22 protein-coding genes and 1 pseudogene are annotated in these 25,655 nt (G+C 69.8%); 8 read left to right on the top strand and 15 right to left on the bottom strand.

The genetic code is table 11. From position 1 onward, the window contains the following. Positions 1–217 precede the first annotated feature (217 nt). The 4 genes from LIV37_RS17565 (at position 218) to LIV37_RS17580 (ending at position 7,179) form a co-directional block, all read left to right on the top strand. The gene (locus LIV37_RS17565; protein ID WP_020868465.1) at positions 218–946 is read left to right on the top strand and encodes a spermidine synthase family protein; all 729 of its coding nucleotides are present in this window, start codon (positions 218–220) and stop codon (positions 944–946) included. Positions 947–1,050: 104 nt separating this feature from the next. Beyond that, the gene (locus LIV37_RS17570; protein ID WP_014054863.1) at positions 1,051–1,791 is read left to right on the top strand and encodes a response regulator transcription factor; all 741 of its coding nucleotides are present in this window, start codon (positions 1,051–1,053) and stop codon (positions 1,789–1,791) included. Between the two features lie 167 nt (positions 1,792–1,958). Continuing rightward, on the top strand, positions 1,959–3,107 hold the full coding sequence (locus LIV37_RS17575; RefSeq protein WP_020868466.1) for a HAMP domain-containing sensor histidine kinase: 1,149 nt from the start codon (positions 1,959–1,961) through the stop codon (positions 3,105–3,107). 238 nt (positions 3,108–3,345) lie between these two features. Then, positions 3,346–7,179: a multifunctional oxoglutarate decarboxylase/oxoglutarate dehydrogenase thiamine pyrophosphate-binding subunit/dihydrolipoyllysine-residue succinyltransferase subunit gene (locus LIV37_RS17580; protein WP_121824828.1), complete on the top strand. Its 3,834-nt coding sequence runs from the start codon at positions 3,346–3,348 to the stop codon at positions 7,177–7,179. Between the two features lie 67 nt (positions 7,180–7,246). Here the strand turns inward: LIV37_RS17580 and fxsT are convergent, their stop codons facing one another. The 8 genes from fxsT to LIV37_RS17620 all read right to left on the bottom strand — a co-directional run bounded on the left by fxsT (position 7,247) and on the right by LIV37_RS17620 (position 13,373). Beyond that, a complete protein-coding gene (fxsT, locus tag LIV37_RS17585) occupies positions 7,247–10,516 on the bottom strand; it encodes an FxSxx-COOH system tetratricopeptide repeat protein (protein WP_121824827.1) in 3,270 nt (1,089 codons plus the stop codon). 228 nt (positions 10,517–10,744) lie between these two features. After that, a complete protein-coding gene (locus LIV37_RS17590; RefSeq protein ID WP_121824826.1) occupies positions 10,745–11,122 on the bottom strand; it encodes a MerR family transcriptional regulator in 378 nt (125 codons plus the stop codon). A 62-nt stretch (positions 11,123–11,184) separates the two neighbouring features. Beyond that, positions 11,185–11,700 (bottom strand): GNAT family N-acetyltransferase, encoded by a 516-nt coding sequence (locus LIV37_RS17595; protein ID WP_121824825.1) that lies wholly within the window; start codon positions 11,698–11,700, stop codon positions 11,185–11,187. 60 nt (positions 11,701–11,760) lie between these two features. Continuing rightward, entirely contained in the window at positions 11,761–11,922 is a 162-nt protein-coding gene (locus LIV37_RS17600; RefSeq protein ID WP_020868470.1) for a hypothetical protein, read from the bottom strand. A gap of 336 nt (positions 11,923–12,258) precedes the next feature. Continuing rightward, positions 12,259–12,480: a hypothetical protein gene (locus LIV37_RS17605; RefSeq protein ID WP_020868471.1), complete on the bottom strand. Its 222-nt coding sequence runs from the start codon at positions 12,478–12,480 to the stop codon at positions 12,259–12,261. A 139-nt stretch (positions 12,481–12,619) separates the two neighbouring features. Next, positions 12,620–12,838: a hypothetical protein gene (locus LIV37_RS17610; protein ID WP_148717838.1), complete on the bottom strand. Its 219-nt coding sequence runs from the start codon at positions 12,836–12,838 to the stop codon at positions 12,620–12,622. Then, on the bottom strand, positions 12,835–13,152 hold the full coding sequence (locus tag LIV37_RS17615) for a hypothetical protein (RefSeq protein WP_121824823.1): 318 nt from the start codon (positions 13,150–13,152) through the stop codon (positions 12,835–12,837). Before LIV37_RS17615 ends, LIV37_RS17610 begins: the two co-directional genes overlap by 4 nt. Continuing rightward, positions 13,149–13,373 (bottom strand): hypothetical protein, encoded by a 225-nt coding sequence (locus LIV37_RS17620; protein WP_148717837.1) that lies wholly within the window; start codon positions 13,371–13,373, stop codon positions 13,149–13,151. Before LIV37_RS17620 ends, LIV37_RS17615 begins: the two co-directional genes overlap by 4 nt. A 338-nt stretch (positions 13,374–13,711) precedes the next feature. On the opposite strand from LIV37_RS17620, the gene LIV37_RS17625 reads away from it, so the two are divergent. Continuing rightward, on the top strand, positions 13,712–15,052 hold the full coding sequence (locus LIV37_RS17625) for an NsdA family TPR-like regulatory protein (protein WP_121824822.1): 1,341 nt from the start codon (positions 13,712–13,714) through the stop codon (positions 15,050–15,052). Positions 15,053–15,525: 473 nt separating this feature from the next. Then, positions 15,526–16,908 carry a PIN-like domain-containing protein gene (locus LIV37_RS17630; protein ID WP_020868475.1) on the top strand — a complete coding sequence of 461 codons (1,383 nt, stop codon included), beginning with the start codon at positions 15,526–15,528 and terminating at the stop codon, positions 16,906–16,908. 18 nt (positions 16,909–16,926) lie between these two features. On the opposite strand, the pseudogene LIV37_RS17635 reads toward LIV37_RS17630, so the two are convergent. Beyond that, positions 16,927–17,625 (bottom strand): annotated as a pseudogene (locus LIV37_RS17635) (IS5 family transposase); the annotation flags it as partial. A gap of 73 nt (positions 17,626–17,698) precedes the next feature. Beyond that, complete coding sequence (locus LIV37_RS17640) at positions 17,699–18,469, bottom strand: SDR family NAD(P)-dependent oxidoreductase (RefSeq protein WP_121824821.1); 771 nt, start codon at positions 18,467–18,469, stop codon at positions 17,699–17,701. Positions 18,470–18,593: 124 nt separating this feature from the next. On the opposite strand from LIV37_RS17640, the gene LIV37_RS17645 reads away from it, so the two are divergent. Further along, on the top strand, positions 18,594–18,776 hold the full coding sequence (locus LIV37_RS17645) for a DUF6104 family protein (protein WP_020868478.1): 183 nt from the start codon (positions 18,594–18,596) through the stop codon (positions 18,774–18,776). Between the two features lie 100 nt (positions 18,777–18,876). Here LIV37_RS17645 and LIV37_RS17650 read toward each other — a convergent pair whose 3' ends face one another. Both LIV37_RS17650 and LIV37_RS17655 read right to left on the bottom strand, forming a co-directional pair. After that, positions 18,877–19,692 carry an AfsR/SARP family transcriptional regulator gene (locus LIV37_RS17650; protein WP_020868479.1) on the bottom strand — a complete coding sequence of 272 codons (816 nt, stop codon included), beginning with the start codon at positions 19,690–19,692 and terminating at the stop codon, positions 18,877–18,879. A gap of 22 nt (positions 19,693–19,714) precedes the next feature. Continuing rightward, the gene (locus LIV37_RS17655) at positions 19,715–20,398 is read right to left on the bottom strand and encodes a TetR/AcrR family transcriptional regulator (protein ID WP_020868480.1); all 684 of its coding nucleotides are present in this window, start codon (positions 20,396–20,398) and stop codon (positions 19,715–19,717) included. A 147-nt stretch (positions 20,399–20,545) separates the two neighbouring features. Here LIV37_RS17655 and LIV37_RS17660 point away from each other — a divergent pair, with 147 nt between their 5' ends. Next, the gene (locus LIV37_RS17660; RefSeq protein ID WP_020868481.1) at positions 20,546–21,166 is read left to right on the top strand and encodes a malonic semialdehyde reductase; all 621 of its coding nucleotides are present in this window, start codon (positions 20,546–20,548) and stop codon (positions 21,164–21,166) included. 94 nt (positions 21,167–21,260) lie between these two features. Here LIV37_RS17660 and LIV37_RS17665 read toward each other — a convergent pair whose 3' ends face one another. The 3 genes from LIV37_RS17665 to LIV37_RS17675 form a co-directional block, all read right to left on the bottom strand. After that, the gene (locus LIV37_RS17665) at positions 21,261–21,659 is read right to left on the bottom strand and encodes a nuclear transport factor 2 family protein (RefSeq protein WP_020868482.1); all 399 of its coding nucleotides are present in this window, start codon (positions 21,657–21,659) and stop codon (positions 21,261–21,263) included. Between the two features lie 37 nt (positions 21,660–21,696). Next, complete coding sequence (locus LIV37_RS17670) at positions 21,697–22,620, bottom strand: NAD-dependent epimerase/dehydratase family protein (RefSeq protein WP_020868483.1); 924 nt, start codon at positions 22,618–22,620, stop codon at positions 21,697–21,699. 80 nt (positions 22,621–22,700) lie between these two features. Continuing rightward, on the bottom strand, positions 22,701–25,547 hold the full coding sequence (locus LIV37_RS17675; RefSeq protein ID WP_254807106.1) for a non-ribosomal peptide synthetase: 2,847 nt from the start codon (positions 25,545–25,547) through the stop codon (positions 22,701–22,703). Positions 25,548–25,655: the final 108 nt, after the last annotated feature.

Here is a 25,655-nt window from a genome sequence, read left to right on the forward strand (position 1 = left end):
TCACTCCCGCCGCTCCCCCTGCTCCCCGCTTATCCGTCACGACCGGAACAACAACCAGGACGCCGTGAGTCATGTCACGACACCTCCGGCTGTGACATGGACGACGCCGAGCCGCGCGAACCGCACGGCACCGGGCCACCGTGAATCGGTTGGACCGGCGAGCGGAGGCGGCGCGAGGATGGCGGGGTCAGGAACCATCCGGGAGGACTCCGCACCCATGCAGCCGCAGCCGCCGTACGACCTCCACGCCGCCGCCGACGACCGGCCGGTGACCGTCGACCGCCGGGAGGGCCCGTACGGCGAGGTGGTGCTGCGGCGGCGCGGCGGCGCGGGGTCCCCGGCCGACGCCGTCTTCGAGATCATCGCCAACGGCTGCTTCCTCATGGACACCTCCGACGGCCGCTCCGAGCGGCTGCTCATCCGTGCCGCCCTCGACGCGCTGCCCGCCGACCGGCCCTCCCCCGCGCTGCTCATCGGCGGGCTCGGCGTCGGGTTTTCGCTGGTCGAGGCGGCGGCGGAACCCCGCTGGGGGCGGATCGCGGTGGTCGAGCGGGAGGCCGCGGTGATCGACTGGCACCGCGCGGGCCCCCTGGCCGCCAGGACCGCCGGGGCACTGGCCGATCCGCGCGCCGAGGTCGTCCACGCCGATCTGGTCGAGTGGCTGCGAACGGGCCCGCGGACCTATGACGCGCTGTGCCTGGACATCGACAACGGCCCCGACTGGACCGTCACCGAGGACAACGAAGGCCTCTACTCCCCCGCCGGGCTCACGGCCTGCGCGGCACGTCTCGCACCGGGCGGGGTACTGGCCGTATGGTCCGCGCAGCCGTCGCCCGCGTTCGAGGAATCCCTCCGGAATGCCGGGTTCACACAGGTGCGTACGGAAGAGGTCGCCGTTGCCCGGGGTGTTCCCGACGTCGTGCATCTCGCGGTTCGGGGCGCGTAGCAAAGCCGCGTACGCTGGCTTTACGCTTGCTTGCCTACCAAACGCGGCTGAGCGATGACCAGGCGCGAGCCGCGGGTTTCACCGGAAGACGCAGGGGCGGGCGTATGGAGCAGACTCACAACGGTCACAACGGGACCGCCACGACCACCCCTGGCGCACAGCGCCGGGTCCTCGTCGTCGAGGACGATCCGACCATAGTGGACGCCATCGCGGCCCGGCTGCGCGCCGAGGGGTTCCAGGTCCAGACGGCGGGAGACGGTCCGGCGGCGGTCGACACGGCCGAGGCGTGGCAGCCCGATCTGCTCGTCCTCGACGTGATGCTGCCGGGCTTCGACGGTCTGGAGGTCTGCCGCCGGGTGCAGGCCCGGCGGCCGGTGCCCGTGCTCATGCTGACCGCGCGCGACGACGAGACCGACATGCTGGTGGGGCTCGGGGTCGGCGCCGACGACTACATGACCAAGCCGTTCTCCATGCGCGAACTGGCCGCGCGGGTGCACGTACTGCTGCGGCGGGTGGAGCGGGCGGCGCTGGCCGCGCACACCCCGCGCAGCGGGATCCTGCGCCTGGGCGAGCTGGAGATCGACCACGCCCAGCGCCGGGTGCGGGTGCGCGGCTCGGATGTGCACCTCACCCCGACCGAGTTCGATCTGCTGGTCTGTCTGGCCAACACCCCGCGCGCGGTGCTCTCGCGCGAGCAGCTGCTGGCCGAGGTGTGGGACTGGGCGGACGCCTCGGGCACCCGCACCGTGGACAGCCACATCAAGGCGCTGCGCCGGAAGATCGGCGCGGAGCGGATCCGTACGGTGCACGGCGTGGGCTACGCCCTGGAGACCCCGGCGGCATGACGAAGGCCCGCTGGGCACGCAGGATCCCCAGGGTCCGGGCAGGCACGGCTGCCCGGGGCCGGGCGCGCGGGGGCTGGGCGCGCAGGGCCCCCCAGGTCTGGGCGGACAAGGCCCCCAAGCTCTGGCCGCGCAAGGTCCCCGGGGCCTGCCGGCTGCCCGGGGCGCCCATGGGCCGACGGGCGTGGTCCCGCGCCACCTGGGCCCGGATCTGGGAGGCGCTGCGCCCCTTCGACCCGTACCGCTCGGTCAAGGCGGCGCTGGGGGCGCTGGTCGTCGGCTCGGTGATCATCACCACGCTGCTCGTCTTCGCGGCGATGCACTCCGACACCGAGCTGCGCGTCATCACCATCTTCTCGATCATCGCCTCGCTGCTGATCACCCAGTTCGTGGCGAACGGGCTGACGGCCCCGCTGGACGAGATGACCGAGGTCACCCGGGCGATGGCGAACGGGGACTACACCCGGCGGGTGCGGGCGGCGCAGCGCGGGGACGAGTTCGGCGACCTGGCCTCCGCGTTCAACCGGATGGCGGCCGACCTGGAGGCGGTGGACACCCACCGCAAGGAGCTGGTGGCCAACGTCTCGCATGAGCTGCGCACCCCGATCGCGGCGCTGCGGGCGGTCCTGGAGAACGTGGTGGACGGGGTCTCGGACGCCGATCCGGAGACCATGCGGGTCGCGCTGAAGCAGACCCAGCGCCTGGGCCGCCTGGTGGACCAGCTGCTCGACCTCTCCCGCCTCGACAACGGGGTGGTGCCGCTGCACGCGCGGCGGTTCGAGGTCTGGCCGTATCTGGCCGGGATCCTCAAGGAGGCCGGGATGGCCAAGGGCGCGGAGTCCCATTCGGGCGCCCACACCCGTAAGGACGTCCATCTCAACCTGGACGTCTCGCCGCCCGAGCTGACCGCGCACGCCGACGCCGAGCGGCTGCACCAGGTGATGGCGAACCTCATCGACAACGCGGTGAAGCACAGCCCGGCACACGGCCGGGTGACCGTGCGCGCCCGGCGCGGCGACGGCCCGGAGAGCCTGGAGCTGGAGGTGCTGGACGAGGGCCCCGGCATCCCGGAGGCGGAGCGGCACCGGGTCTTCGAGCGGTTCAACCGGGGCGGGCTCTCCCCGGTGGACGGCCGGCGGCGGCCGGGGCCGGGCAGCGACGGCGGCACCGGTCTGGGGCTGGCGATCGCGCGCTGGGCGGTGGATCTGCACGGCGGGCGGATAGGGGTGGCGGAGTCCCCGCGCGGCTGCCGGATCAAGGTCAGCCTCCCCGGACCTGGTCCGGAACCCAAACCAGGCACCCCCAGAGATCAAAGCTGAAGTAAAGTCGATCCCGTCGCGCACATACGAGCGGCAGGGGTGCACGTCTGCGCTGCCCCGCGCCAGAGGAAACGCACGAAACTCCGTGTGTTTCCCGGTGCGTCATGCGCTGAAACCCGCCAATCAATGTGACTTGCGCGACGATGACCAGTGCGGCCTGCACGTAAGGGTCCAAGAGGCGTAGCCTTTATTCCCGCTGTCCACCACCTTTAGGAAGCGGAAGAGGGCGGTTGCCGCCGTGTCGCCACAGTCCCCCAACACCTCGAGCGTCTCGACCGATGAACAGGACGGGCAGGGAAGTAACCCTGCCGCTGCCTTCGGCCCCAATGAGTGGCTCGTCGACGAGATCTACCAGCAGTACCTCCAGGACCCGAACTCGGTCGACCGAGCCTGGTGGGACTTCTTCGCCGACTACAAGCCGGGTCAGGACACCGGCTCCGCGGTGGCCGCGCCACCACAGGGAGTAGCCGCGAGCGCCGCCCCGGCGGCTCCGGCCCAGCCCGCGGCGGCCAAGCCGGCGGAGGCCGGGCCCGCCGCCCCGGCCGCGAAGCCCGCCGAGGCCAAGCCGGCCACCGCGGCCCCCGCCGCGCAGCCCGCGGCCCCCGCCGCCAAGGCCGCCCCCGCGGCCCCGGCCAAGCCCGCGCCGGTCAAGCCGACCCCGGCCGAGCCGACGGTCTCCAAGAAGGAGCCCGCCGCGCCCTCCGCGGGGCCCGAGCTGGTCACGCTGCGCGGCCCGTCCGCCGCCGTGGCGAAGAACATGAACGCGTCGCTGGAGCTGCCGACCGCCACCTCGGTCCGCGCCGTCCCGGTGAAGCTGCTGTTCGACAACCGCATCGTCATGAACAACCACCTCAAGCGCGCCCGCGGCGGCAAGGTGTCCTTCACGCACCTGATCGGCTACGCCATGGTGCAGGCGCTGAAGGCGATGCCCTCGATGAACCACTCGTTCGCCGAGAAGGACGGCAAGCCGACCCTGGTCAAGCCCGAGCACATCAACCTCGGTCTCGCCATCGACCTGGTCAAGCCCAACGGCGACCGCCAGCTCGTCGTCGCGGCGATCAAGAAGGCCGAGACGCTCAACTTCTTCGAGTTCTGGCAGGCGTACGAGGACATCGTCCGCCGCGCCCGCGCGAACAAGCTGACGATGGACGACTTCACCGGCGTCACGGCCTCCCTCACCAACCCCGGCGGCATCGGCACCGTCCACTCGGTGCCGCGGCTGATGCCCGGCCAGGGCCTGATCATCGGCGTCGGCGCCATGGAGTACCCGGCCGAGTTCCAGGGCACCTCCCAGGACACCCTGAACAAGCTGGGCATCGCCAAGATCATGACGCTGACCAGCACCTATGACCACCGGGTGATCCAGGGCGCCGCCTCCGGCGAGTTCCTGCGGATCATGAGCCAGCTGCTGCTCGGCGAGAACGACTTCTTCGACGAGATCTTCAAGGCGCTGCGCATCCCCTACGAGCCGGTCCGCTGGCTCAAGGACATCGACGTCAGCCACGACGACGACGTCACCAAGGCGGCGCGGGTCTTCGACCTGATCCACTCCTACCGGGTCCGCGGCCATGTGATGGCCGACACCGACCCGCTGGAGTACCGCCAGCGCAAGCACCCCGACCTGGACATCATCGAGCACGGGCTCACCCTGTGGGACCTGGAGCGCGAGTTCGCGGTCGGCGGCTTCGCGGGCAAGTCCATGATGAAGCTGCGCGACATCCTGGGCGTGCTGCGCGACTCGTACTGCCGCACCACCGGCATCGAGTTCATGCACATCCAGGACCCGAAGCAGCGCAAGTGGATCCAGGACCGCGTCGAGCGCAACCACGACAAGCCGGAGCGCGAGGAGCAGCTGCGCATCCTGCGTCGGCTCAACGCGGCCGAGGCGTTCGAGACCTTCCTCCAGACCAAGTACGTCGGCCAGAAGCGGTTCTCCCTGGAGGGCGGCGAGTCCGTCATCCCGCTGCTGGACGCGGTGCTGGACGCGGCCGCCGAGTCGCGTCTTGACGAGGTCGTCGTCGGCATGGCCCACCGCGGCCGGCTCAACGTGCTCGCCAACATCGTCGGCAAGTCGTACGCGCAGATCTTCCGCGAGTTCGAGGGCAACCTCGACCCGAAGTCCATGCACGGCTCCGGCGACGTCAAGTACCACCTGGGCGCCGAGGGCACCTTCACCGGTCTGGACGGTGAGCAGATCAAGGTCTCGCTCGCCGCGAACCCCTCCCACCTGGAGGCCGTGGACCCGGTCCTGGAGGGCGTCGTCCGCGCCAAGCAGGACATCATCGGCAAGGCCGGCACCGACTTCACGGTGCTGCCCGTCGCCCTCCACGGCGACGCGGCCTTCGCGGGCCAGGGCGTCGTGGCCGAGACGCTGAACATGTCGCAGCTGCGCGGCTACCGCACCGGCGGCACCGTGCACATCGTGATCAACAACCAGGTCGGCTTCACCGCCGCCCCGGCGGCGTCCCGCTCCTCGATGTACGCCACGGACGTCGCGCGCATGATCGAGGCGCCGATCTTCCACGTCAACGGCGACGACCCGGAGGCCGTCGTGCGCGTCGCGCGGCTCGCCTTCGAATTCCGCCAGGCGTTCAACAAGGACGTGGTCATCGACCTGATCTGCTACCGCCGCCGCGGCCACAACGAGACCGACAACCCCGGTTTCACCCAGCCGCTGATGTACGACCTGATCGACAAGAAGCGCTCGGTGCGCAAGCTCTACACCGAGTCGCTGATCGGGCGCGGCGACATCACCCTGGAAGAGGCCGAACAGGCGCTGCAGGACTTCCAGGGCCAGCTGGAGAAGGTCTTCACCGAGGTCCGTGACGCGGTCTCGGCCCCGGCCCCGGCCGAGGTCCCCGAGCCGCAGGCGGAGTTCCCGGTCACGGTCCAGACGGCGGTCTCCCAGGAGGTCGTCAAGCGGATCGCCGAGTCCCAGGTCAACACCCCCGACCGGATCACCGTCCACCCGCGGCTGTTCCCGCAGCTCCAGCGGCGCGCAGCGATGATCGAGGACGACTCGATCGACTGGGGCATGGGCGAGACCCTCGCCATCGGTTCGCTGCTGATGGAGGGCACCCCGGTCCGGCTCGCCGGCCAGGACTCCCGCCGCGGCACCTTCGGACAGCGCCACGCGGTGCTGGTGGACCGCGAGACCGGCGACGACTACACCCCGCTGCTCTACCTCACCGAGGACCAGGCGCGGTACAACGTCTACGACTCGCTGCTCAGCGAGTACGCGGCGATGGGCTTCGAGTACGGCTACTCGCTGGCCCGCCCGGACGCGCTGGTCATGTGGGAGGCGCAGTTCGGTGACTTCGTCAACGGCGCGCAGACCATCGTCGACGAGTTCATCTCCTCGGCCGAGCAGAAGTGGGGCCAGACCTCTGGTGTCACGCTGCTGCTGCCGCACGGCTACGAGGGCCAGGGCCCGGACCACTCCTCGGCCCGGATCGAGCGCTTCCTCCAGCTGTGCGCGCAGAACAACATGACGGTCGCCGCGCCGACGCTGCCGTCGAACTACTTCCACCTGCTGCGCTGGCAGGTCCACAACCCGCACCACAAGCCGCTGGTCATCTTCACCCCGAAGTCGATGCTGCGTCTGAAGGCCGCGGCGTCGAAGACCGACGAGTTCCTCAACGGCTCGTTCCGCCCGGTGATCGGCGACGAGACGGTCGACCCGGCGTCGGTGCGCAAGGTGGTCTTCTGCTCCGGCAAGGTCTACTACGACCTGGCCGCGGAGCGGGACAAGCGCGGTGCGAACGACACGGCGATCATCCGCCTGGAGCGGCTGTACCCGCTGCCGGGTGCGGAGCTGCAGGCCGAGATCGCCAAGTACTCGGGCGTGCAGAAGTTCGTCTGGGCGCAGGAGGAACCGGCGAACCAGGGTGCGTGGCCGTTCGTCGCGCTCAACCTGATCGACCACCTGGAGCTGTCGGTCGGCGCGGACGTCCCCGCCGCCGAGCGCCTGGTCCGGGTCTCCCGCCCGCACTCGTCCTCGCCCGCGGTGGGGTCGAACAAGCGGCACCAGTCGGAGCAGGGGGCGCTGGTGGGCGAGGTCTTCGAGATCTGACGCACCCGTGCGTGCCGGAAGGCCGGGCCCCGTTCGGGGCCCGGCCTTCCGGCCGTTCCGAGCCGCGTCAGACCGGCAGCGGCTCGAAGTGCCAGGTGTGCCGGGTGCGGTTGCGGGCCGCCACGGTCTCGGGGTGATCCGGTCCCAGGACGGCCGTCAGGCCGCCGAGGGCCACCTCCTCGATCACATCCGCCTCGCCACGTCCGCCGGGGATCACCCGCAGCTCCGCGGCCAGCCCGATCTGGGCCAGCAGGGCCAGCGGATGCCGCTCGCCCAGCGCCTCGGCGGCGTGCAGCGCGGTTTCGCGGCTCATGGCGCAGCCGTCCCGGGGCTGCTGGCCGGCGGCTGTGTTGAGCGCGATCCCCAGCGTCCAGGGATGGCGCTCACCGACAGCGGCGGTCATGTCCGTGAGCACCGTCTCCAGGAACCGCGCCTGGTCCTTCACGGGGAGCAGGAGCGCCTGGTTGGCACGGGCTCCGATGGTGTACGGGTGCCGATCCCCCAGAGCGGCTTGGTAACGCTCCGTGGTCTTCTCAGCGACGTCCCATGCCTCGTCCCAGTCACCGCCATGCCAGAGGACGCGGGTGATCCCCGTCGCGATCATCATCGTCACCGGGGCGTGCTCGCCCAGCAGGCGCTTCGCCCGCTCCCACAGGGCATGGATGTCGATGTCACCCTCCCAGTCACACCTCCACAGGTGGTACTCGGCAGTCAGGGCCAGCGGATGCTCGGCGCCCAGCACCGCGACGTGCCGCTCGACGCTGGTCGCCTGCAGCGTCAGCGCCTCCTGCTGACGGCCGGACAGCCGCAGGTCGTACGCGTGCTCCGTCTCGCAGGCCAGCGTCACCAGCGCGGTTGGGCCCAGTTCCGCACGCGCGCTGTCCAGCGTCCGCCCGGACAGCTCCGCGGCCTCGGCGTAGGAGCCGAGCATCCGCAGCGAATGGGACAGGCTGCGCTGGGCGTTCCGCGCCTCCGCACCGTCCTTCGGACAGATGTCGGCGCACAGGTCGCGCTGCCAGCAAGCCAGTTGGTATGCCTTGTCATAGCGGGCCAGGCCCCGCAGATCCGTGCCGAGCCGGGCCATCGCGACGAGGGTGCCCGGCGTGTCGGCCCCGCTCAGGCTCTCCAGTACCGCCCGGTCCAGCGCCTCGGCGCCACCGTAGTCCCCGGTCTCGCGCCGCAGCGCGGCCCGGCGCGCGGACAGTTCCTGATAGTCGCCCGCCGCGCGTTCCGCGATCTGCCCGCCCGTCGCGTAGTCGCCGCTCAGGGTCAGATACGTGAGGAACCCGACGACCAGCCGGCGCGACGCGGCATCCTCCGACTCCAGCGCGCCCGATGGCTCCAGATACGGCACCAGCCGGGCGTAGTGCGGCCATGCCGCGGGGTCGTCCGGGCAGCGTGGATCCGCCGCGACGAGGGCGCCACGGACGACCCGGGCGTCCTTCTCCCGCTTGTCCTCCGGTGTCCGCCGCCGCACCGCGTCCCGTACGAAGCGGCTCATCCACACCGCCTCGGCCTCCAGCGCCGACCGCCCCATCACCGACCACTGGGCCAGCTTGCCGATGGCCAGCTCCAGTTGGCCGGGGTTCTCCAGGAGCGCCGCCACCGCTGGGGAGACCTGCCCCGCCGGGACCGCCCGCAGCAGGGCGAGCGGGACCGGGCCTGGGCCGAACAGGGCACACAGGCGCAGCAGTTCGGCCGCCGCCTTCGTGCTCTCCCGCAGCCGGGTGATCAGGTCCTTGAAGGCGGAGTGGTACGGCATCGGGTAGTCGGCGGCGGGCCGTACCGGGTTGGGCTCGCCGTCGCTCGCCATGCGCACGTACTCGGAGACCGGTGTGGACGCGCCGTCCAGCCAGCCCGCCGTCTGGTCCAGCGCCAGCGGCAGGTCCTCGACGGCCGCCGCCAGCCGGTCCGCGTCCTCGGGGCCGATGCGCGGCGCCCGGCGGCGTACGAGGGCGACGCTGTCCTGCCGGTTCAGCGGCGGGACGTCCAGCAGTTCGGCGTAGTGGTCGGCCCAGGCCCGGTTGCGCGAGGTGATCAGCACATGGCCGCCCCCGGCGGGCAGTGCCCCGGCGATGGCCTCCGGGTCGTCGGCATCGTCCAGGACGATGAGCCAGCGCCGGTACGGATCGCCCCGCCGCAGCGCCTCCAGGGCGGCGCGGGCCAGGTCCGGGTCCCTGCCGTCCCCGCCGCCCAGGGCCCGGGCGAGCGCGCCCAGCCGCTCGACCAGGGCGGGCAGCCCGTCCACGCCGACCCACCACACCACGTCGTACCGAGCGGCGAAACGATGCGCGTACTCGGCGGCGAGCTGCGTCTTGCCGATGCCCGGCAGCCCGACGAGGGCGACCACGGCGGTGTCGGCGGGGGCGGCCCGCAGCCGCTCGCGCACCTCGGCGAGCAGCTCGTCCCGCCCGGTGAACCGCGGATTGCGGCGCGGCACACCACCCCAGACGTCGGGGACACGCCCGGATTCCATCGGTGCACGGTCGTCGGGGGCGGCGTCGCGGGTCCGTAACGCCGCCAGTTCCCGCTCCAGCCGCCGCGCCCGCTCCTGGGCCACCACCACCTGCTCCTGGACGTGCGACAGCCGGTAGGACGCGGGCTCCTCGGACTGGGCCTTCGCCCCGGCGGCCTCCTCCTCCGCCTGCAGCTGGTGCTCCAGCGCCGCACAGCGCTGCTCGGCCTCCAGCGCCTGGCGACGGGCCTGGGCCAACGCGTCCTGGAGGAGGGCGACCTCCTCCCGCAGCCGGTCGCGTTCGGCCGTCACGTCCTCGCGCTCCTGACGCAGCCGGTCCAGCTCCGCGCCACGGGTCTCACGGTCCGCCGCCGCGACCGCGATCCGGCGCTGCTCGACCTCCATCTCGGCGATGCGCTGTTTCCGTACCAGCAACGCCTCCGACAGCGCCTCCGCCCGCACCTCGGCCTGCTGGCGCTGCCGGTCCGCGTCGGCGAGCCGGTCACGGAGGCATTGGAGCTCCCAGCCCACCTTGTTGGTGGCCTGCAACGCCCGGCGTTGCAGGGTGTGCACATGGGCCACGACCTCGGTGGAGGGCGGCCGTCCGGCGGCCTTGGCGGCATGGGTGAAGAGCTGGTCCACGAACTCGGCCGGTGGCACCACGGTCCCGTTGAGATAGCGCGAGACGGTCCCCGCGTCGTAGTGCAGCCGTACGGCGAGGACCCGCAGCGACACCCCGACCGTGCCGAACAGCTCCCGCAGGTTCTCGGCCAGCGCCCGGCACTCCGGTCTCACCTGCTCCGGAATCGGCTTCAGATCCCCGATCCGCCGCGCCGCGTCCCGCTCCGGCACCAGCTCCCCGCTGACGGGTTCGTCCTCCATGGATCGTCCCTCCCCCGTTGCGGCCCGCTGCAACGCGTGCGGGCTGCCGCAACACCCCAGACCCCGCACATCGTGAAACGTACCCCCGGCGCCCTCGCCGGTTTCACGAAAGCAGGTCGAAGATGCCGGAAAGCAGGTCAAAGATGCCGGACCGCCGCCGTCCCGCCCTTCTCACCCTCGCCGCCGCCGCGCTCGGCGGCGCCGTCCGCGCGCTGGTGTCCTGGCTGCTCAGCCGGACGGACTGACCGCGATCCGGCCGCCGGAGGCGGCGGCCAGCCGCCCGGCGAGCTCGTCGCGCACCCGCGTGAGGGTGTCGATCCGGTCGTCCAGCACGCTCAGGCGGCGGCGCGCGACGTCCAGCATGGCCTCGGCGGGCCGGCTGCTCGGCAGGTCGCCGTCCAGGCAGGCGCCGAAGTGCTCGATGTCCTCGAGCGTGAGCCCGGCGTCGAGCAGATAGCGGATGTTGGCCACCCGCCTGACCGCCTGCTCGTCGTACACCCGGTAGCCGTTGACCGCCCGTGTGGAGCTCAGCAGCCCCCGCTCCTCGTAGAAGCGCAAGGCCCTGGTCGTGGCACCGGTGGCCTTCGCCAACTCCCCTATCCGCATGCGGCGACACTACGTGTTCTGGAACCCAGCGGCTGGTCATTGAGGGGGCCTTCGGGGAGCGGCTACAGGGCCCGGAACCTCTCTTCGAGGTCAGCGATGCGCTCGGCCCGTCGGGCCATCAGATACACCTTGTTGTTCGTGCGCCGCACTTCGTGCACCAGGCTGAAGCCCTGGGTCTCGTTGTACCTCACCAATTCGGGGAAGTTGCAACCACGACGGACCCATGCCTTCCCCTCCCGGGCGGCCCGATCCACGGCCCACAGCCCCATGACGGTTCCCGGCTTCTTCGCACGGTGCGCTGGATCGGTGACTGTCGAATAGAGGTAGTGGGCCGACTCGTTGAGTTCGTCGTGCGTCCAGCCCCAAGGCGGGGTCTGTTCCTGCACGGTGGTGCACCCGACGACCTGTCCGCCGTCCTCGGCGAGAACCCACACAGCACCGTCAGAGTCCCCTGCCTGCCGTGCGAGTTCGGTGGCGTTCTCCCGCCAGCTCGGATGCCCTCGCTCCTCCAGCCACGCAGAGCGGGCAAGGATCATGTTCTCTACGGCAGGGATGTCTTCCGCCGTGGCCAGGCGCATTGCGAACACCGTGTCTCCTGGAGTCGGTCGGCGGCGAACCGGTGTGGTCACCCGCATGGTTTACAGGAAGGCTTGTGCGGCGAAGTGCAGATCCAGTACTTCGAGGAGCTGTGCGTCACCGTCTTCGCGGTAGGGCCCCTCGGCCAGTCGTCGCACGGCCAGTCGCAGGCCGTCGGGGGCGACGAGTTGTTCATCGAAGAGTGGGGAACCGTCGATGAGCATCCGACTCCGTGCGTGGCACGGTGGCGGTGCTGATCATGTATGAGGCCGCGATCCTCGCGGGAAGCTTAGCGGCGTGGATGGCCCAAGAGGCCCGGTACGCGGGTGAAGCACTCGGGTTGACTCCGCGTGCTATGGCCGCGTACCCCGGTGACGATCGCCGCTATCTGTACCGCGCGCAAGCGCGCTCGAGAAGCGTGGCGGGCATGGATGGCTCAGCACCCGGCGCCGGATGCGTGAGCCGGGGCCAGAGCGGCATGGCAGGGCCCCGGAGGCCTCGATGTGTATCGAGGCCTCCGGGGCCGCTGGGCAGGGTCCTACCGGGGGGATGGGGCCGGTTCACATCCCGGCAAGCTCCCCGCACCGCCTCCGCTCCTCCGCGCGGGTGTCGATGAGCCGCCCGAGCTGGAGGAAGTACAGCTCTACCTGTCCGGGGTCCATCACGAGACGGGTGGGTTCGGTGCGGCCGTCGCGGTGGTGGACGGTCACCGGCAGGACGGCTTGCTCCGCGTGGTGGTCATAGGTGGCGTCGCGCCGGTCGACGGTGATGTGCGAGATCACAAGATGGCTCCGTTCGGTCGTTCGGTAGCGGGGGCGTTCGAGGGTGGCCCCGGCTGTCTGCCACGGGGGAGCACGGCGACCGGGGGCCCGGGGACCGTCCGCCCGGCCCCACGGGGCAGGCAAGGGGCGGACGGCCGTTTCAAGTGCGCCGGAAGCGGTAGGAGGCGTTCTCCTCCCTGTGGCGGGGGCACTGGCACGGCGGCCACGCCTGCCCCAACGCGTAGGGATTGACGTCCTCCCCGACGAGAACACCGACCACCGCACGCCGCGCGGTCACGATCCCATCGCGCGCCATCGTGTAGACGCGCATCGTCATACGCGGCGCTTCACCCCCGCCCCGGGCCTTGTCAGCGTTCACCGGCCCTCCCCCTCGACCGAGGCCAGGAGGTGAAGCACGCTGCGCAGACTGCGCTTCACCGCGCCCAGGTGGTAGGTCAACTCTTCCGGCGTGGCGGTGGCCAGATCGAGGGATTCCGCCCCCGCAAGGGTCTGTCCGGCCACGATCACGACGGCCCGCTCAAGACCCTCGCGGGTGGGCTTGCCCGCCGCGATACACGCCGGGCACAAACCCGAACACGGCTCGGCGGGATCACGGCGCCCGAAGCTGCCGGGGGTGGCGCACAGGGCACAGCCAGGGGCCGGGACGGGCGCGGCATGGCCGGTGGCGGTCACCGGATCACCACCATGCCGTGCGGGGCACAGATCAGCTCCACCCGGGGGACACTCTTCGACCGCTGTTGCTTCCACCGCTGATCGGCCACCACGTAGGGACGCACCAGCGCGGGCAGCTCGCTGTCCAGCGGCAGGAGGGGGATGGTGTGCAGTTCGAGGGTCGGCGAGTCGGCGCACAGGCGCGGGGCGGCCATCCCGCGCCGGACAGTCGCGGAGTCCACGGCCCCCGCCACGGGCCGGGAAGGCACCGGATACGAGGGGAGGTTCGGCACGGCACGGTGACGGCCAGACGGCCGTAAGGCCAGAAGTGCACTCATCCACACCAGTGCACGGCGAGTAAGGTCATGCATGTTGTCAACCTCCACGTGGTTGATGGCCACGCCCCCGGGCCGTTCGGAGCGGCTGCGGGGGTCTCCCATGTGTGGCCTACGCCGGTATCGGCGCGTATCGGGCTACTTCCTCGCTCTAGGCAACTGCGCCACTACTCGGAGCGGTACCGTTGCAAGAGCAGCGATTTTCAAAAGCTTCAAATGCTCTTGAAACGAGGGGGCGTGACGACATGGGGCAGGAGTCCAACCCGAACCTGAAACAGTTGTACGGGCAAACGGGGTGGACCTTGGGGCGCTTCGCCCGGGCAGTCAACCGGGTTGGTACCGAGGGAGGCGCGCCCAAGGCATACAGTGCGCAGACCGCGCACCAGTGGCTAAAGGGGCACGTCCCGAAAATGGAGGCTCGGCCACTGATCTTGGAGGCCCTTTCCCGGAAACTGGGTCGTCCGATCACTCATAGCGAGGCGGGCTTTCCGGCACCTGCATCCGACTCGGCGAAGCCGAGTACTGTTGAGGGGTTAATTGACCTTGGCATGCAGGATATGGACCCATCGCGCCGCAGCGTGATAGGCGCCAGCCTCTTTTCCGTCGCGCTTACGGTGCCCGGCTGGCCGGACGTAGTGGGCAGAATGGAAGCTATTCAGGCTGGGCAGACCCGGTCTGCCGGGATGCCCGAAGTCGAGATGATCAAAGCCATGACAGAGAGGCTGTCAGAGCTAGATGACGAATTCGGTGGTCGGCACGCCAGACCGATGGCTGCCGCCTTTCTGGTGAATACCGTCGCACCCTACTTGAAGGCCCCAGCCTCAGAGACCGTGCGGAAAAATATGATGGGTGCCGCTTCTTTCCTCTGCTATCTAATCGGGTGGATGGCGGTAGACGAGGGACTTCACGGATTGGCCCAAAATTACTACGTGAAGGGCCTAGAGTTGGCGGGGGCAAGCGACGACCATTTCACGTACTGTCACATCTTGCGCGGCATGTCAGTGCAGGCCGCAGACTTGGGCAATGGATCTCCCGCAGTGCGCCTAGCAGATGCCGCCGCTGCCGCCGCGCCGAGCGCTGCGCCCCGAATGCGTGCCTTTCTGGCGGGGCAGCAGGCGCACGCTTACGCGGTGCGAGGAGATAGAAGCGCGGCCTATCAGTTCCTCCGAGAAACCGATTCCGCAATGGAGAAGGCCGAAAGTCAGGCGCGCACTTTCGGCGGATATTCGCCCGCCACTTTGGCATACCACGAAGCCCAGGTTCGAAGCGCACTCGGCGACACCATCGGGAGCATCGATTCCCTTCAGCGACATTTTCGCCTCCGTAACAGCAGTAACGAAAGCGGACGCAGCGGGATCCGGTTTACTTCCATGCTGGCCGAAAGGCAATTGAAGGTCGGGCACCTAGATGCAGCGTGCGTAAACTGGGGGAAGGTCCTTGATGGTTATCCTGCGATAAAGTCAGGCCGGGTAGATCAACATGTGGTGACAATGTTCCACTCGTTGCGCCCCTATCTCAAGAATCCAGCAGCGCGAGAACTGTACGAGCGTGCCCGGCTCGTTACCCCTGACTCACCAGCCATCTAATCGACTTCGACTCAGGGTCAGTCAGTTATTTGGCGCCTGGCCCTCCCCCGGCATGCCGACAATCTGCGAACCCAGGCCACTCAGCCGGGGCTGTTGCGCTGCCCCGGCCCGGGGCCCCGCTCACCGACGCATATCCGGGCGTCCGGCCGGGGGCTGGGGCGGAGCCCCAGCTGTGGGAACGGGACGAGGAGGGGAAAGAACCGCCGGTCCGCACTTAGAACGGCTAACACAATGAGGTGTATCGCTCCTGATGGCCGTGCCTGACAGGTCAGTTGGACGTTGTCCGGGCCATGGGTACTTCGCCGTGGATCGTGTCGGATGACCAGCCCTGATGGTCGGTGATCGGCAGACGTCCGGGGTGTCGGAACCGCCGCTGTTTCCTCGGTCGCAGTGGCTCGATCCGGTCCTAGACTTTCCCCCGCGCACCCAGCCGGGGAGGGCTGATGCGCCTTACAATTCCAGGGGAGCGTTTCATGGCAGCAGCGCACACCACGTCCGACCAGCCGCAAGTCCGGGGCGTCTTCGATTGCGACGAGGCCCATCGCAGCCCACTCCGCTCCGACTACAAGCGGATCTTCGATTCCGGTCTGGTCGTGCTTGACACCAATGTGCTGCTCAACCTCTACCGCTCCAACGAGAGCACCCGCCGGGACACCCTTGCCGCCCTCGCCAGGCTTCGCGAGCGCCTGTGGATTCCACACCAGGTGCTCACGGAGTTCTGGCGTAACCGTGAGTCGCCGACCGTACGCCATCACCACGCGACCAAGGCCAATGAGGCAAGCGCCGCGCTCGATAAGGCGGTCAACGCGGCCCGGACAGTAGTGACCACTTGGCTGACCGCCGTCCAACTCAAGGACAACGAAGAGGCTGCAGAGCGGACTGACCGAGACCTGACCGAGCTCGCCAAAGCAGCCGGCAGCCTCAAGAAGTTCATCCTGGCGCAGGCCGAGTGCGACGCACTCAAGGAGACTGCCACCACTCACACTGACCCGGTGCTCAACGCCCTCGAACCGCTTCTGCACGGCCGGGTCGGCGAGCCGCTGCCGTCGGACGAATACGACAAGGCCGTGAAAGAGGCGCAGGAGCGCGCCGACGAGGGGATACCGCCGGGGCACGAGGACTTCCGCACCAAGGAACCCGAGCTAGCTGCCGGTGACTACCTCGTGTGGGTACAGCTCATGGCGGAGGCCCGGCACCGCGGGTGCGACGTTCTACTGGTCACGGGGGACGTGAAGAAGGACTGGTGGACCAACCGCGGATACGACATCCCGCCTCGTCCCCGTGCCGAACTCCTCCAGGAACTGCGGGAGCAGGCCGGGGTGGGACTCTACATGCTCACTCCAAGCGAACTGCTCCGCTGGGCCAAAGAACTCCTCGAACTGAACGTGGACGAGGGCTCGGTCCGCGACCTGGAGCAACTGGGCGAGGCATCGGCCGACAAAGACTCCGAAGATGAGGCCTGGACGGCGGAGTCGCTGACGGCGTTCATGGACGAGCTGATGAGGCGCTACCCATCCCGAGTCAAAGCAATCGTTGCAGCTGCGGCAAACGGCGGGTTCGTGGACCGGGAGACGGTGTACGAGCTTGCCGGCTACGACGAGACACGCAGACTCCGCGGCTTCACCCAACCGATCGGCACCCTGTCGAGGGATCTGCAAGCGGTAGGTGTGCTGACAGGAGGGGAGCCTTTCCTGCTCACCACCGTCTACGGCCACGCCGCCGACCCTTCCTGGGCGAAGGGGTTCCGCATTCCCAGCGGGGTGATTCCCCTGCTCCGGAGCAAGTACGAGGGAGGCGACCTGTGGCAAACCCGAGACAGCGGAGAAGCTGGGAGCGAACCTTCCGACCGGGGCTAAGAAGGGCTTACACGATGACTGGAGTTGCCGGTGGGTGATGAGGCAGCAGACCAATTTGAGGAAGGCTTCGTGGATGTAGGGTCGGCGTTCCCAGCGGGGCAGGGATGATGCCGCGGGCGCGGACCTGGTCGCGGTAGATGTCGTGGTCGTAGCCGCGGTCGGCGAACAGTGAGTCCGGCCTGCGCCGTGGGTGACCGACCCGGCCGCGGACGGGCGGGATGGTGTCCAGCAGCGGGATGAGCTGGGTGATGTCGTTGCGGTTGCCGCCGGTGAGAATGACGGCGAGCGGGGTGCCGTGGCCGTCGGTGATCAGGTGATGCTTGGATCCTGCCCGGCCCCTGTCGACCGGTGAGGGGCCCGCGTGGAGCCGCCTTTTAGGGCCCTGACGTGGGAGGAGTCGACTACGCAACGGGACCAGTCGAGCCGTGCTGCAGCGTTCAGCTCGGCCAGTAGGACCTCGTGGAGTCGTTGCCAGACGCCGGCTTTGTTCCAGTCCCGTAGTCGGCGCCAGCACGTCATTCCGGAGCCGAAGCCGAATTCCTGGGGAAGGTGTTCCCACTGGATATCGGTGTGCAGCACGTACAGGATCCCGCACAGCACCTGACGGTCGGGGATCGGCAGACGCCCGGGGCATCGGAACCGCCGCTGTTTCCTCGGTAGCAGTGGCTCGATCCGGTCCCACAGGTCATCCGACACGATCCACGGCGAAGTACCCATGGTCCGGACAACGTCCAACTGGCCTGTCAAGCACGGCCATCAGGAGCGATACACCTCATTGTGTTAGCCGTTCTTAACCGACCAGCGCACCGCCGTCCACCGGCAGTACGACCCCCGTCGTGTAGGCCGCCTCGGGCCGGGCGAGCTGGGTGATCCAGAAGGCGACCTCCTCCGGTCGGCCCAACCGCCCCAGCGGCACATGCTCGATCAGAGTCTTCCGCAGGGCGGCGACCTGCTCGGCGTCGAGCCCCTGGTGATGCCCGATCCCGGTGGCGATGGGGCCGGGCGCCACCCCGGCCACCCGCACCCCGCGCGGGGCGAGTTGGACGGCCCAGCTGCGGGTCAGCGTGTCCAGGGCGGCCTTCAGCGCGGCGTACAGCTCCCCGCCGGGCATCGGCCAGCCGCGCTGGCCGATCGCCGTACTGACGTTGATCACGACACCCGCGCTCTCGCTCAGCTGCGGGAGGGCGGCCTGGGTGAGGTACATAGGGGCGAGCAGGTTGACGGCCAGCATCTCCTCGGCGGCTTCCCGCCGGATTTCCCCGAGCGACGCCTGCCGGACCACGGCGGCGTTGTTGACCAGCACATCGATGCGGCCGAACGCCTCCATCGCGGTGTTCACGATCAACTCGGCGGCGCCGGGGGCCGCGACGTCGGCCGTCAGCGGCCGGATGCCGGGGGCGTCGGCGGCCGTCTCGGCGAGCCGGGCCGCCGTACGGCCCACCACCAGGACCTGGGCGCCCTGCTCGGCAAAGGTCCGCGCGGTGACCCGCCCGATCCCGGTTCCCCCGCCGGTGACGATCACTGCTCTGCCGGAAAAGTGCGCTGCTGTCATGTCGGTCATGTCGATGGACCGTAAACATTGACGCCCGCGTCAACGTCAACCCCGGCGGCCCTCGGTCGCTCACCGGGGTGCCGGGCCGCATATCCTGGGCGGGTAGATCCACACCACCCTTCCGGAGCGACCCTTGTACTTCACCGATCGCGGTATCGAGGAGCTGGAGCAGCGGCGCGGCGATGAGGCTGTCACCTTCGAGTGGCTCGCCGGGCAGCTGCGGACGTTCGTCGACCTGAACCCGGACTTCGAGGTCCCGGTGGAGCGGCTGGCGACCTGGCTGGCCCGGCTCGACGAGGAGGACGACGACGTCTGAGGGGCACGACTCCGAGGGGCCACGGCCTCTGAGGGGCACGGCTCTGAGGGGCACGGCTCTGAGGGTCACGGCCTCTGAGGGGCACGACGTCGGCCGCCCCTCACGCCACCACCGGCCCCCGCCCCGGCGTCCCCGCCTCGTGGTCCAGCCTGGGGTCGGACACCAGCACCGCCTGCTGGAGCCGCTGCAGCTTCGCCGAGGGCTCGAGGCCCAGTTCCTCCGTCATCGCCGTCCGCAGCCGCTGGTAGACCGTCAGGGCACGGGTGCGCTGGCCGGAGCGGTGGAGGGCGAGCATGTACTGACCGTGCAGGCCCTCGTGGAAGCGGTGCTCCACGACGAGCGAGGCGAGGTCGCTCAGCACCTCCAGATGGCCGCCGAGCCGCAGCCGGGTCTCGATGCCGCGCTCGGTGACCGTGAGCCGGGACTGTTCCAGCCGGGCGACCTCCGCCTGCAGCGGCCGCCCGTGCGGGGTGACGTCGACCAGGGCCGGGCCCTGCCAGAGGGCCAGCGCCCGCCGGAAGGAGGTGTCCGCGGTCCGCTCGTCGCCGACTTCCAGCGCGCCTTCGCCCTCGGCGACGAGGTCGCGGTACTCATGGACGTCGAGCTCGCCCGGGCTCACCACCATGGCGTAGCCCCCGGGCCGGGTCTGCAGCACATCCCGGGTGACGGCGGCCGACGACATCCCCAGCCCCTCGGCGAGCAGCTTGCGCAGATGCAGGATGTACGTCTGGAGCGTGGTCAGCCCGGTGCGCGGCGGCTGATCGCCCCACAGCTCGGCCATCAGCGACTGCACCGGCACCATCCGGCCGGCGTTGAGCAGCAGCAGGGACAGCACCTTGCGCGGCTTCATCGCGCTGGGCACTCCGGACCGGGCGCCGAGGCCGAGTGTCAGCGGTCCGAGCACGCTCACCCGCATGGGTGGTACCTCTCTTCGGGCTTCATGGGCGGTACGCACGGACGAGCAGGTCGGCGGCGCTCTCGCAGACGGCCGTGGCCTCGTCCTCGGTGAGCGGGCGGGTGCCGTACATCGACTGGTAGAGCCCTTGTTGAATGATGAGGGCCACGAACTGGCGGGCGGCGGTGGCCGGCTCGGGCACGCTCAGCTCACCGCTGCCGGTGCGCCGCCCGAGCATCTCGGCGAGGTACTCCACCAGTTGCTGGGGCTCCCCCTCCGCGCAAGCGGGGCGCAGCGAGGGGTGGCGGGCGACCTCGGCGATGACCAGGCGGCGAAGCGCGGAGGCCCGCGCGTCGAGGAGCACGGCGAGCACCCGGTGGCCGAAGGCGAGCAGCGCGGTGCGGGCATCGCCGGAGTCGTACGTCTCGGGGGCCCCGGCGCCGTCCGGCCCGAGGGCGTGCGGGGAACCGGCGGCGAAACCGGCCGCCACCCGCTCCCGTTCCTCCTCGACGGCGGCGATGAACAGCCGCTCCTTGTCGCCGAAGTGGTTGTAGACGGTCTGTTTGGACACCCGGGCCTCGTCCGCGATGGCGTCCACGCTCGCCCGGTCGTACCCCTCGCGCAGGAAGACGGCCACCGCCGCCTCCAATATCGCCTGCCGCTTGGCGGGCTGGGGGCCCACGGGCCGTCCCGCCGCGCCGCGCCGGGGACCGCTGTCCGTCCGCAACGGCCCAACCTCCTCGCTCCGAGCCGGTCTTGCCCTCGATGGACTTGTGAGTCTAGCCTTCGTTTACCGCAATGGACTAGCCCGTCTAGTCCAATTAATTCATCGGCGGATCACGTCGTTTCACCATCGCTTCACAAGGAGAGCTCCATGAGCGGACCGGAGAGCAGCGAGGCCCTGAGCCCTCTCACCCTGGCGCCGGAGGCGCAGCGGCAGCTGTTCCTGGAGGCCCGTACGGCCAACACCTTCACCGATGAGCCGGTGACGGACGAGCAGGTCCGCGCGATCCACGAACTGGTCAAGTACGCCCCCACCTCGCTGAACCAGCAGCCGCTGCGGGTGGCGCTGGTGCGCTCGGAGGAGGCGCGCGCCCGGCTGGTGACGCTGATGACGGGGCGGAACCAGGAGAAGACGGCCAAGGCCCCGCTGGTGGCGGTGCTCGCCGCGGACCTGGACTTCCATGAGGAGCTGCCGCGGCTGGTGCCGTTCATGGAGAACCCGCAGGCGTTCTTCGCCGACCCGGAGGCCCGGGAGGGGTCGGCGCGGTTCAACACCGCGATTCAGGTGGGCTACTTCATCCTGGGCGTGCGCGCCGCGGGGCTCGCCGCCGGGCCCATGATCGGCTTCGACCACGCGGCCGTCTCCAAGGAGTTCTTCGAGGACGGGCGGCACGCGGCGGTCTGTGTGGTCAACATCGGCAAGCCGGGTCCGGACGCCTGGATGGGGCGGCTGCCGCGCCTGGAGTACGAAGAGGTCTTCCGTACGGTCTGAGACCGGAGACCTGAGACCTGAGACCGGAGACCTGACGGCCGTCCGCCCCCGCGCCTGCCCGGTGCGGGAGCGGACGGCTGGTATGCGATTCCGGTCAGCTCTCGATCAGTTCATGGAACGCCACCGTGTCGAAGATGTCCTCCATCCTCGTCGCCCTGCCGTCCCGCATCGTCCACGAGTGGATGAAGTCCAGCGTCACGGTTCTGCCGCTCCGCGAGGTCACCTCGCGGGTGCCGAACACCACGACCCGGTCGCCCTGTTCGATGAACTCCTCGGGCGCGAGCTTCATCCCGCCCAGCACGGTCGGCACATGGGCCAGGAACTCCTTGATGCCCGCATGGCCCAGCTTGGTGCCGCCGAGCCCGTACTTGGCCATCCCCTCCGGATGCACCCACTCCACATCGGGGTGCATCCCCGAGAGGATCCCCTCGATGTCACGGTCGCGGAACCCCGCGTAGCAGGCGCGGATGGCCTTGATGTTCGGTGATGCCATGGTGGTCGCCACTCCTCAGACGGCGGTGTGCCGCGGCTCAAGACGGAAGGTGCTCGGGGTGGAGCGCCTGGAGCGTGCGCCGTACGCCTTCGCGCCACGGCACCCGGCAGGGGCCGGTGATCTCCCGCCGCCGGGTGGGGTCGAAGTGGTACGTCTCCCGGGTGACCTCGCTCGGGACGAGCCGGGCGGTGACCCCGGTGAGCTCCTCCAGATGGCGCACGCAGTCGGTCATCCCGACCGCCTCGTCCCCGCCCCAGTTGACCAGCGTGGCCGGGGTCGACGCCGCCTGCCACAGATGGGGGACATGGGCGATGAGGTCGTCGGTGTGGAGGAGGGAGCACCAGTTCTGGCCCTCCATGGGCACCGGTATCGGCTCGCCCGCGAGCATCCGCTTGAAGTAGAGCATCGGCACCCCGCCGTAGCCGCCGGGCCCGTAGGCGATGTTGAGCCGGGCGATGGTCGTCGGCAGGTTCAGCACCTGGGCGAACGCCCGTACCGCGCCCTCCGCCGCGATCTTGCCCACCGGGTAGGCGGGCAGCCAGTCGGCCACTCCGTCCACGGGGTCGTCCTCGGTGTACGCGTGGTCGAGGGTCTGCCGCTTGTAGAGCGCCCCGGTGGAGACGAAGAGGAACGCCTCCGCCGTCCGGCAGTGGGACATCAGCCGGCCGGTGGCCACCGAGTTGACCTCGATGGCCGCGTTGACGTCGCCGTCCTCACCGCGGCGCACCGCCGAGTGGAAGACATGGGTGAAGTCGTCCGGCAGCCCCTCGTACGCCACCTCGCGCGGGTCGTTCATGTCCCAGTGGAACGTGGTGATCCCCTGGTCGTTCAGCTCCTTCTCGACACCGGGGGTGCCGAACCGGCCCAGGCACCACACCTCGTTGCGCTCGGCCAGCGCCTCGGCCACCGGCCGGGCGACCTGCCCGGTGCCGCCGGTGACCAGGATCTTCTTGCCTTCCACCCTGCTCTTCTCCTTGTGCCTGGCCCTGCCGGGGCCCTGTGCCTGGCCCTGCCGGGGGCTTGTGTCCGGCCCTTACGGGCCTATGACCGGCCCGTGGTCCGGGCCCGGTCGGCGTCGTCCAGCGCGCGGTCGAGCTCCCTGCGCAGAACCGCCTGGAAGGCCGCGACATGCCGCGGGCCCATCAGGGTGTAGTGCTCACCGGGTACGTCCAGATACCGGTTGGGCTCGGTCGTGTAGTCGTCCCACCGGCGCAGTTCGTTCGCCAGCCACTCCTCCTTGGTGCCGCGCAGCGGGATCGCGTAGAAGACCGTCATGGACCGGGTGGTGCCGCTGGGGTGGTAGTCGCGGCCCAGGGTGGTGAGGCCATGGGCCAGCTCCGCCCAGGCGGTGAACTTGTCCAGGTCCAGGTCGAGTTCGTCCAGCCGGGCCGGTGGGGCGATCCGCAACAGACGCGCGAGCTGCTCCTCCTGGGACAGCGGGCGCAGTTCGGCGGGGAGTTCGAGCGACTGCTTCTTGTTGACCAGGTCGAGGAAGAAGGCGAGGTTGGTCGCGGTCTCGATGAAGTCGAGCTCGTCCATGCGGTACTTGATGTGCGGCGGAAGGTTGAAGCTGCCGACGAAGTCGACCCGCTCGCCCTGGGCCTCGAGCGCCTTGGCGATCTCGAATGCCACCGCCCCGCCGTAGGAGTACCCGGCGACGGCGTAGGGGCCGTGCGGCTGGCGGGCGCGGATGGCCTCCACATAGCACTCCACCATCTCCTCGAAGCTGGTGAAGGGCTTCTCGCCCTCGTTGAAGCCCCGGGCCCGCAGCGCGTAGAACGGCCGCTCGCCGGTGAAGTACTTGGCGAGGTTGACGAAGACCAGCACCTCGCCGACGCCGGGGTGGACGCAGAACAGCGGGGTCTTCTCGCCGCCGGTCTGGAGCGGTACGACCGGGTCGTACGCCACGGCGCCGGGCGCGCCACCGCCGTCGAGCCGGGCGGCGAGCTGCCGTACCGACGGCGCCGTGAGCACCGTGATGACCGGCAGATCGGCGACCCCCAGGCGGCGGTGGACCTGGCGCCGCAGCCGCAGGATGTCCAGCGAGGTGCCGCCCAGGTCGAAGAAGCTCGCGGTGGCGCTGATGCGGTCCGGGGTGGTGTCGAACATCTCGGCGTAGATCCCGGCGAGGATCCGCTCGGTCTCGCCCTCGGGCGGTGTGTGACCTCCGAGCCGGCGGGTGGTCAGCTCCGCGACCCGCTCGATGACGTCGTCGTATCCGCCGGACTCCAGGCGCTGGCGCATCCGGCGGCGCAGCGTCTTGCCGAGGCTGGTCTTGGGAAAGGCGTCCTTGGGCAGCGGCAGGATGAGGAAGGGCCGGAAGCCCCAGTGGATCACGACGGTGGAGCGCACCGCCGTGATCATGCGGTGCAGCCCGGCCTCGTCGTCGTCCGCCGGCTCGGGGCTGACGGCGATGACCAGCTGCTCGGTGTCGCTGCCGGGGCGGCGGGTCGGGAACGCCGCGACATAGCCGCCGGCGACATCGTCGAGCTGCTCCAGGGCGGCCTCTATCTCATGGCTGAAGTAGTTGACGCCATTGACGATGACGCTGTCCTTGCTGCGGCCGACGAGGGTCAGCCGGCCCTCGTCGATCCGGCCCAGATCGCCGCTGCGGAACCAGCCGTCGGGGGTGAAGGCTTCCTCGGTGGCGTCGTGGTTGTTGTAGTAGCCGGGGGTGATCATCGGGCCGCTGAGCTGCAGCTCGCCGATCTCGCCCGTGGGCAGCGCCCGGTGGTCGTCGTCGGCGACCCGGATCCGCAGCCCCTCGACGGGGGTGCCGAGGTTGGCGAACTCCTGGCCCGCGTCGGTGGCCGGGAACGCGCGGTTGTAGATGCTGCCCGCGCAGGTCTCCGTCATGCCGAAGGCTGGCCAGAGCGCGGCCTCCCGCAGACCGTACGGGGCGTAATGCGCAAGGAATGCCTCGCCGGTCGCGACGACATTCGCCTCACCGCCGCTGACGATATGGCGCAGCGCGCTGAGATCGAGCCCTTCGCCGCCCGCCGATATCTCCTCCGCCATCTCATGGGCGGAGGAATTGAGCGGACCGAGGAGGAAGTTCGGCGTAAAGGTCATCGTGACCTTGTGACGGGATATGATCCGGAGGAACCGCAGCGGTTCCTCAAGAATGACCGCGGCCTCCGCATGCAATTGCTCGGCACCCACGTACAGCGGCAGCATATGCGCTTCCAGAAGGGCGGCCACATGGTCGTAGGAAATCCAGTTGAAGGTGGTATCGGTGGCCGTGAGCCGCTGCTTTCCCGCCTTTCCGGCCATCGACGCCAGGATATTCCCATGGGTCAGCATGACCGCTTTGGAATTCCCGGTGGAGCCGGAGGTCAGCACCAGCAGGGCGAGGTCGTCCGGGGCCGCGGAGTGTATGGCGGGCGGCTGCCCGCGCTCGGCCCCGGAGGCGTCCTCGGCCGCCCGCAACTCCTCCACGACGGCCACCGCGAGCCCGGGCACCTCGGGCAGCTCGGCCCGCGTCGCCTCGGTGGTCACCAGTAGCGGTCCGCCCAACAGCCCGTTGACGTGGGTGAGTTGGGCCGCCCAGCGGGCCGGGTCGCCGGAGACCGGCACCATCGGGCAGGGCACGAAGCCGCCCAGCAGACAGGCCCAGAGGACCGTCAGGAATTCCGGCTGGCGGTCCAGCAGCAGGGCCACCTTGTCCTGCGGCCGCAATCCCCGGTCGCGGAGTGCGGAGAGGAGTCCGAGCGCCGATTCCAGAAGTTCCGGATAAGGCTGCCACACGGATTCGCCCGCTGTGGGCCCGACCAGATAGCGCACCCCCGAATGGGCGTGGTCGCGCGCCGCCCGCAACAACAGCCGGGCAACCGATTTCGGCTCCGCGCCTTCCTGTGGTACCGAGGTATTCAAGGGTTGTGACGTCATTCCCCCACGGCCCCTCTTCCTTCCCGATTCTGAGGCCACGAAGGTAACAGTCCCGAACATATGTCTCCATGACGCTCTACCGGGACTCTAGCGAAGCTCTAGCGGAAA

The sequence above is a fragment of the Streptomyces rapamycinicus NRRL 5491 genome (assembly GCF_024298965.1).
Classification (GTDB): domain Bacteria; phylum Actinomycetota; class Actinomycetes; order Streptomycetales; family Streptomycetaceae; genus Streptomyces; species Streptomyces rapamycinicus.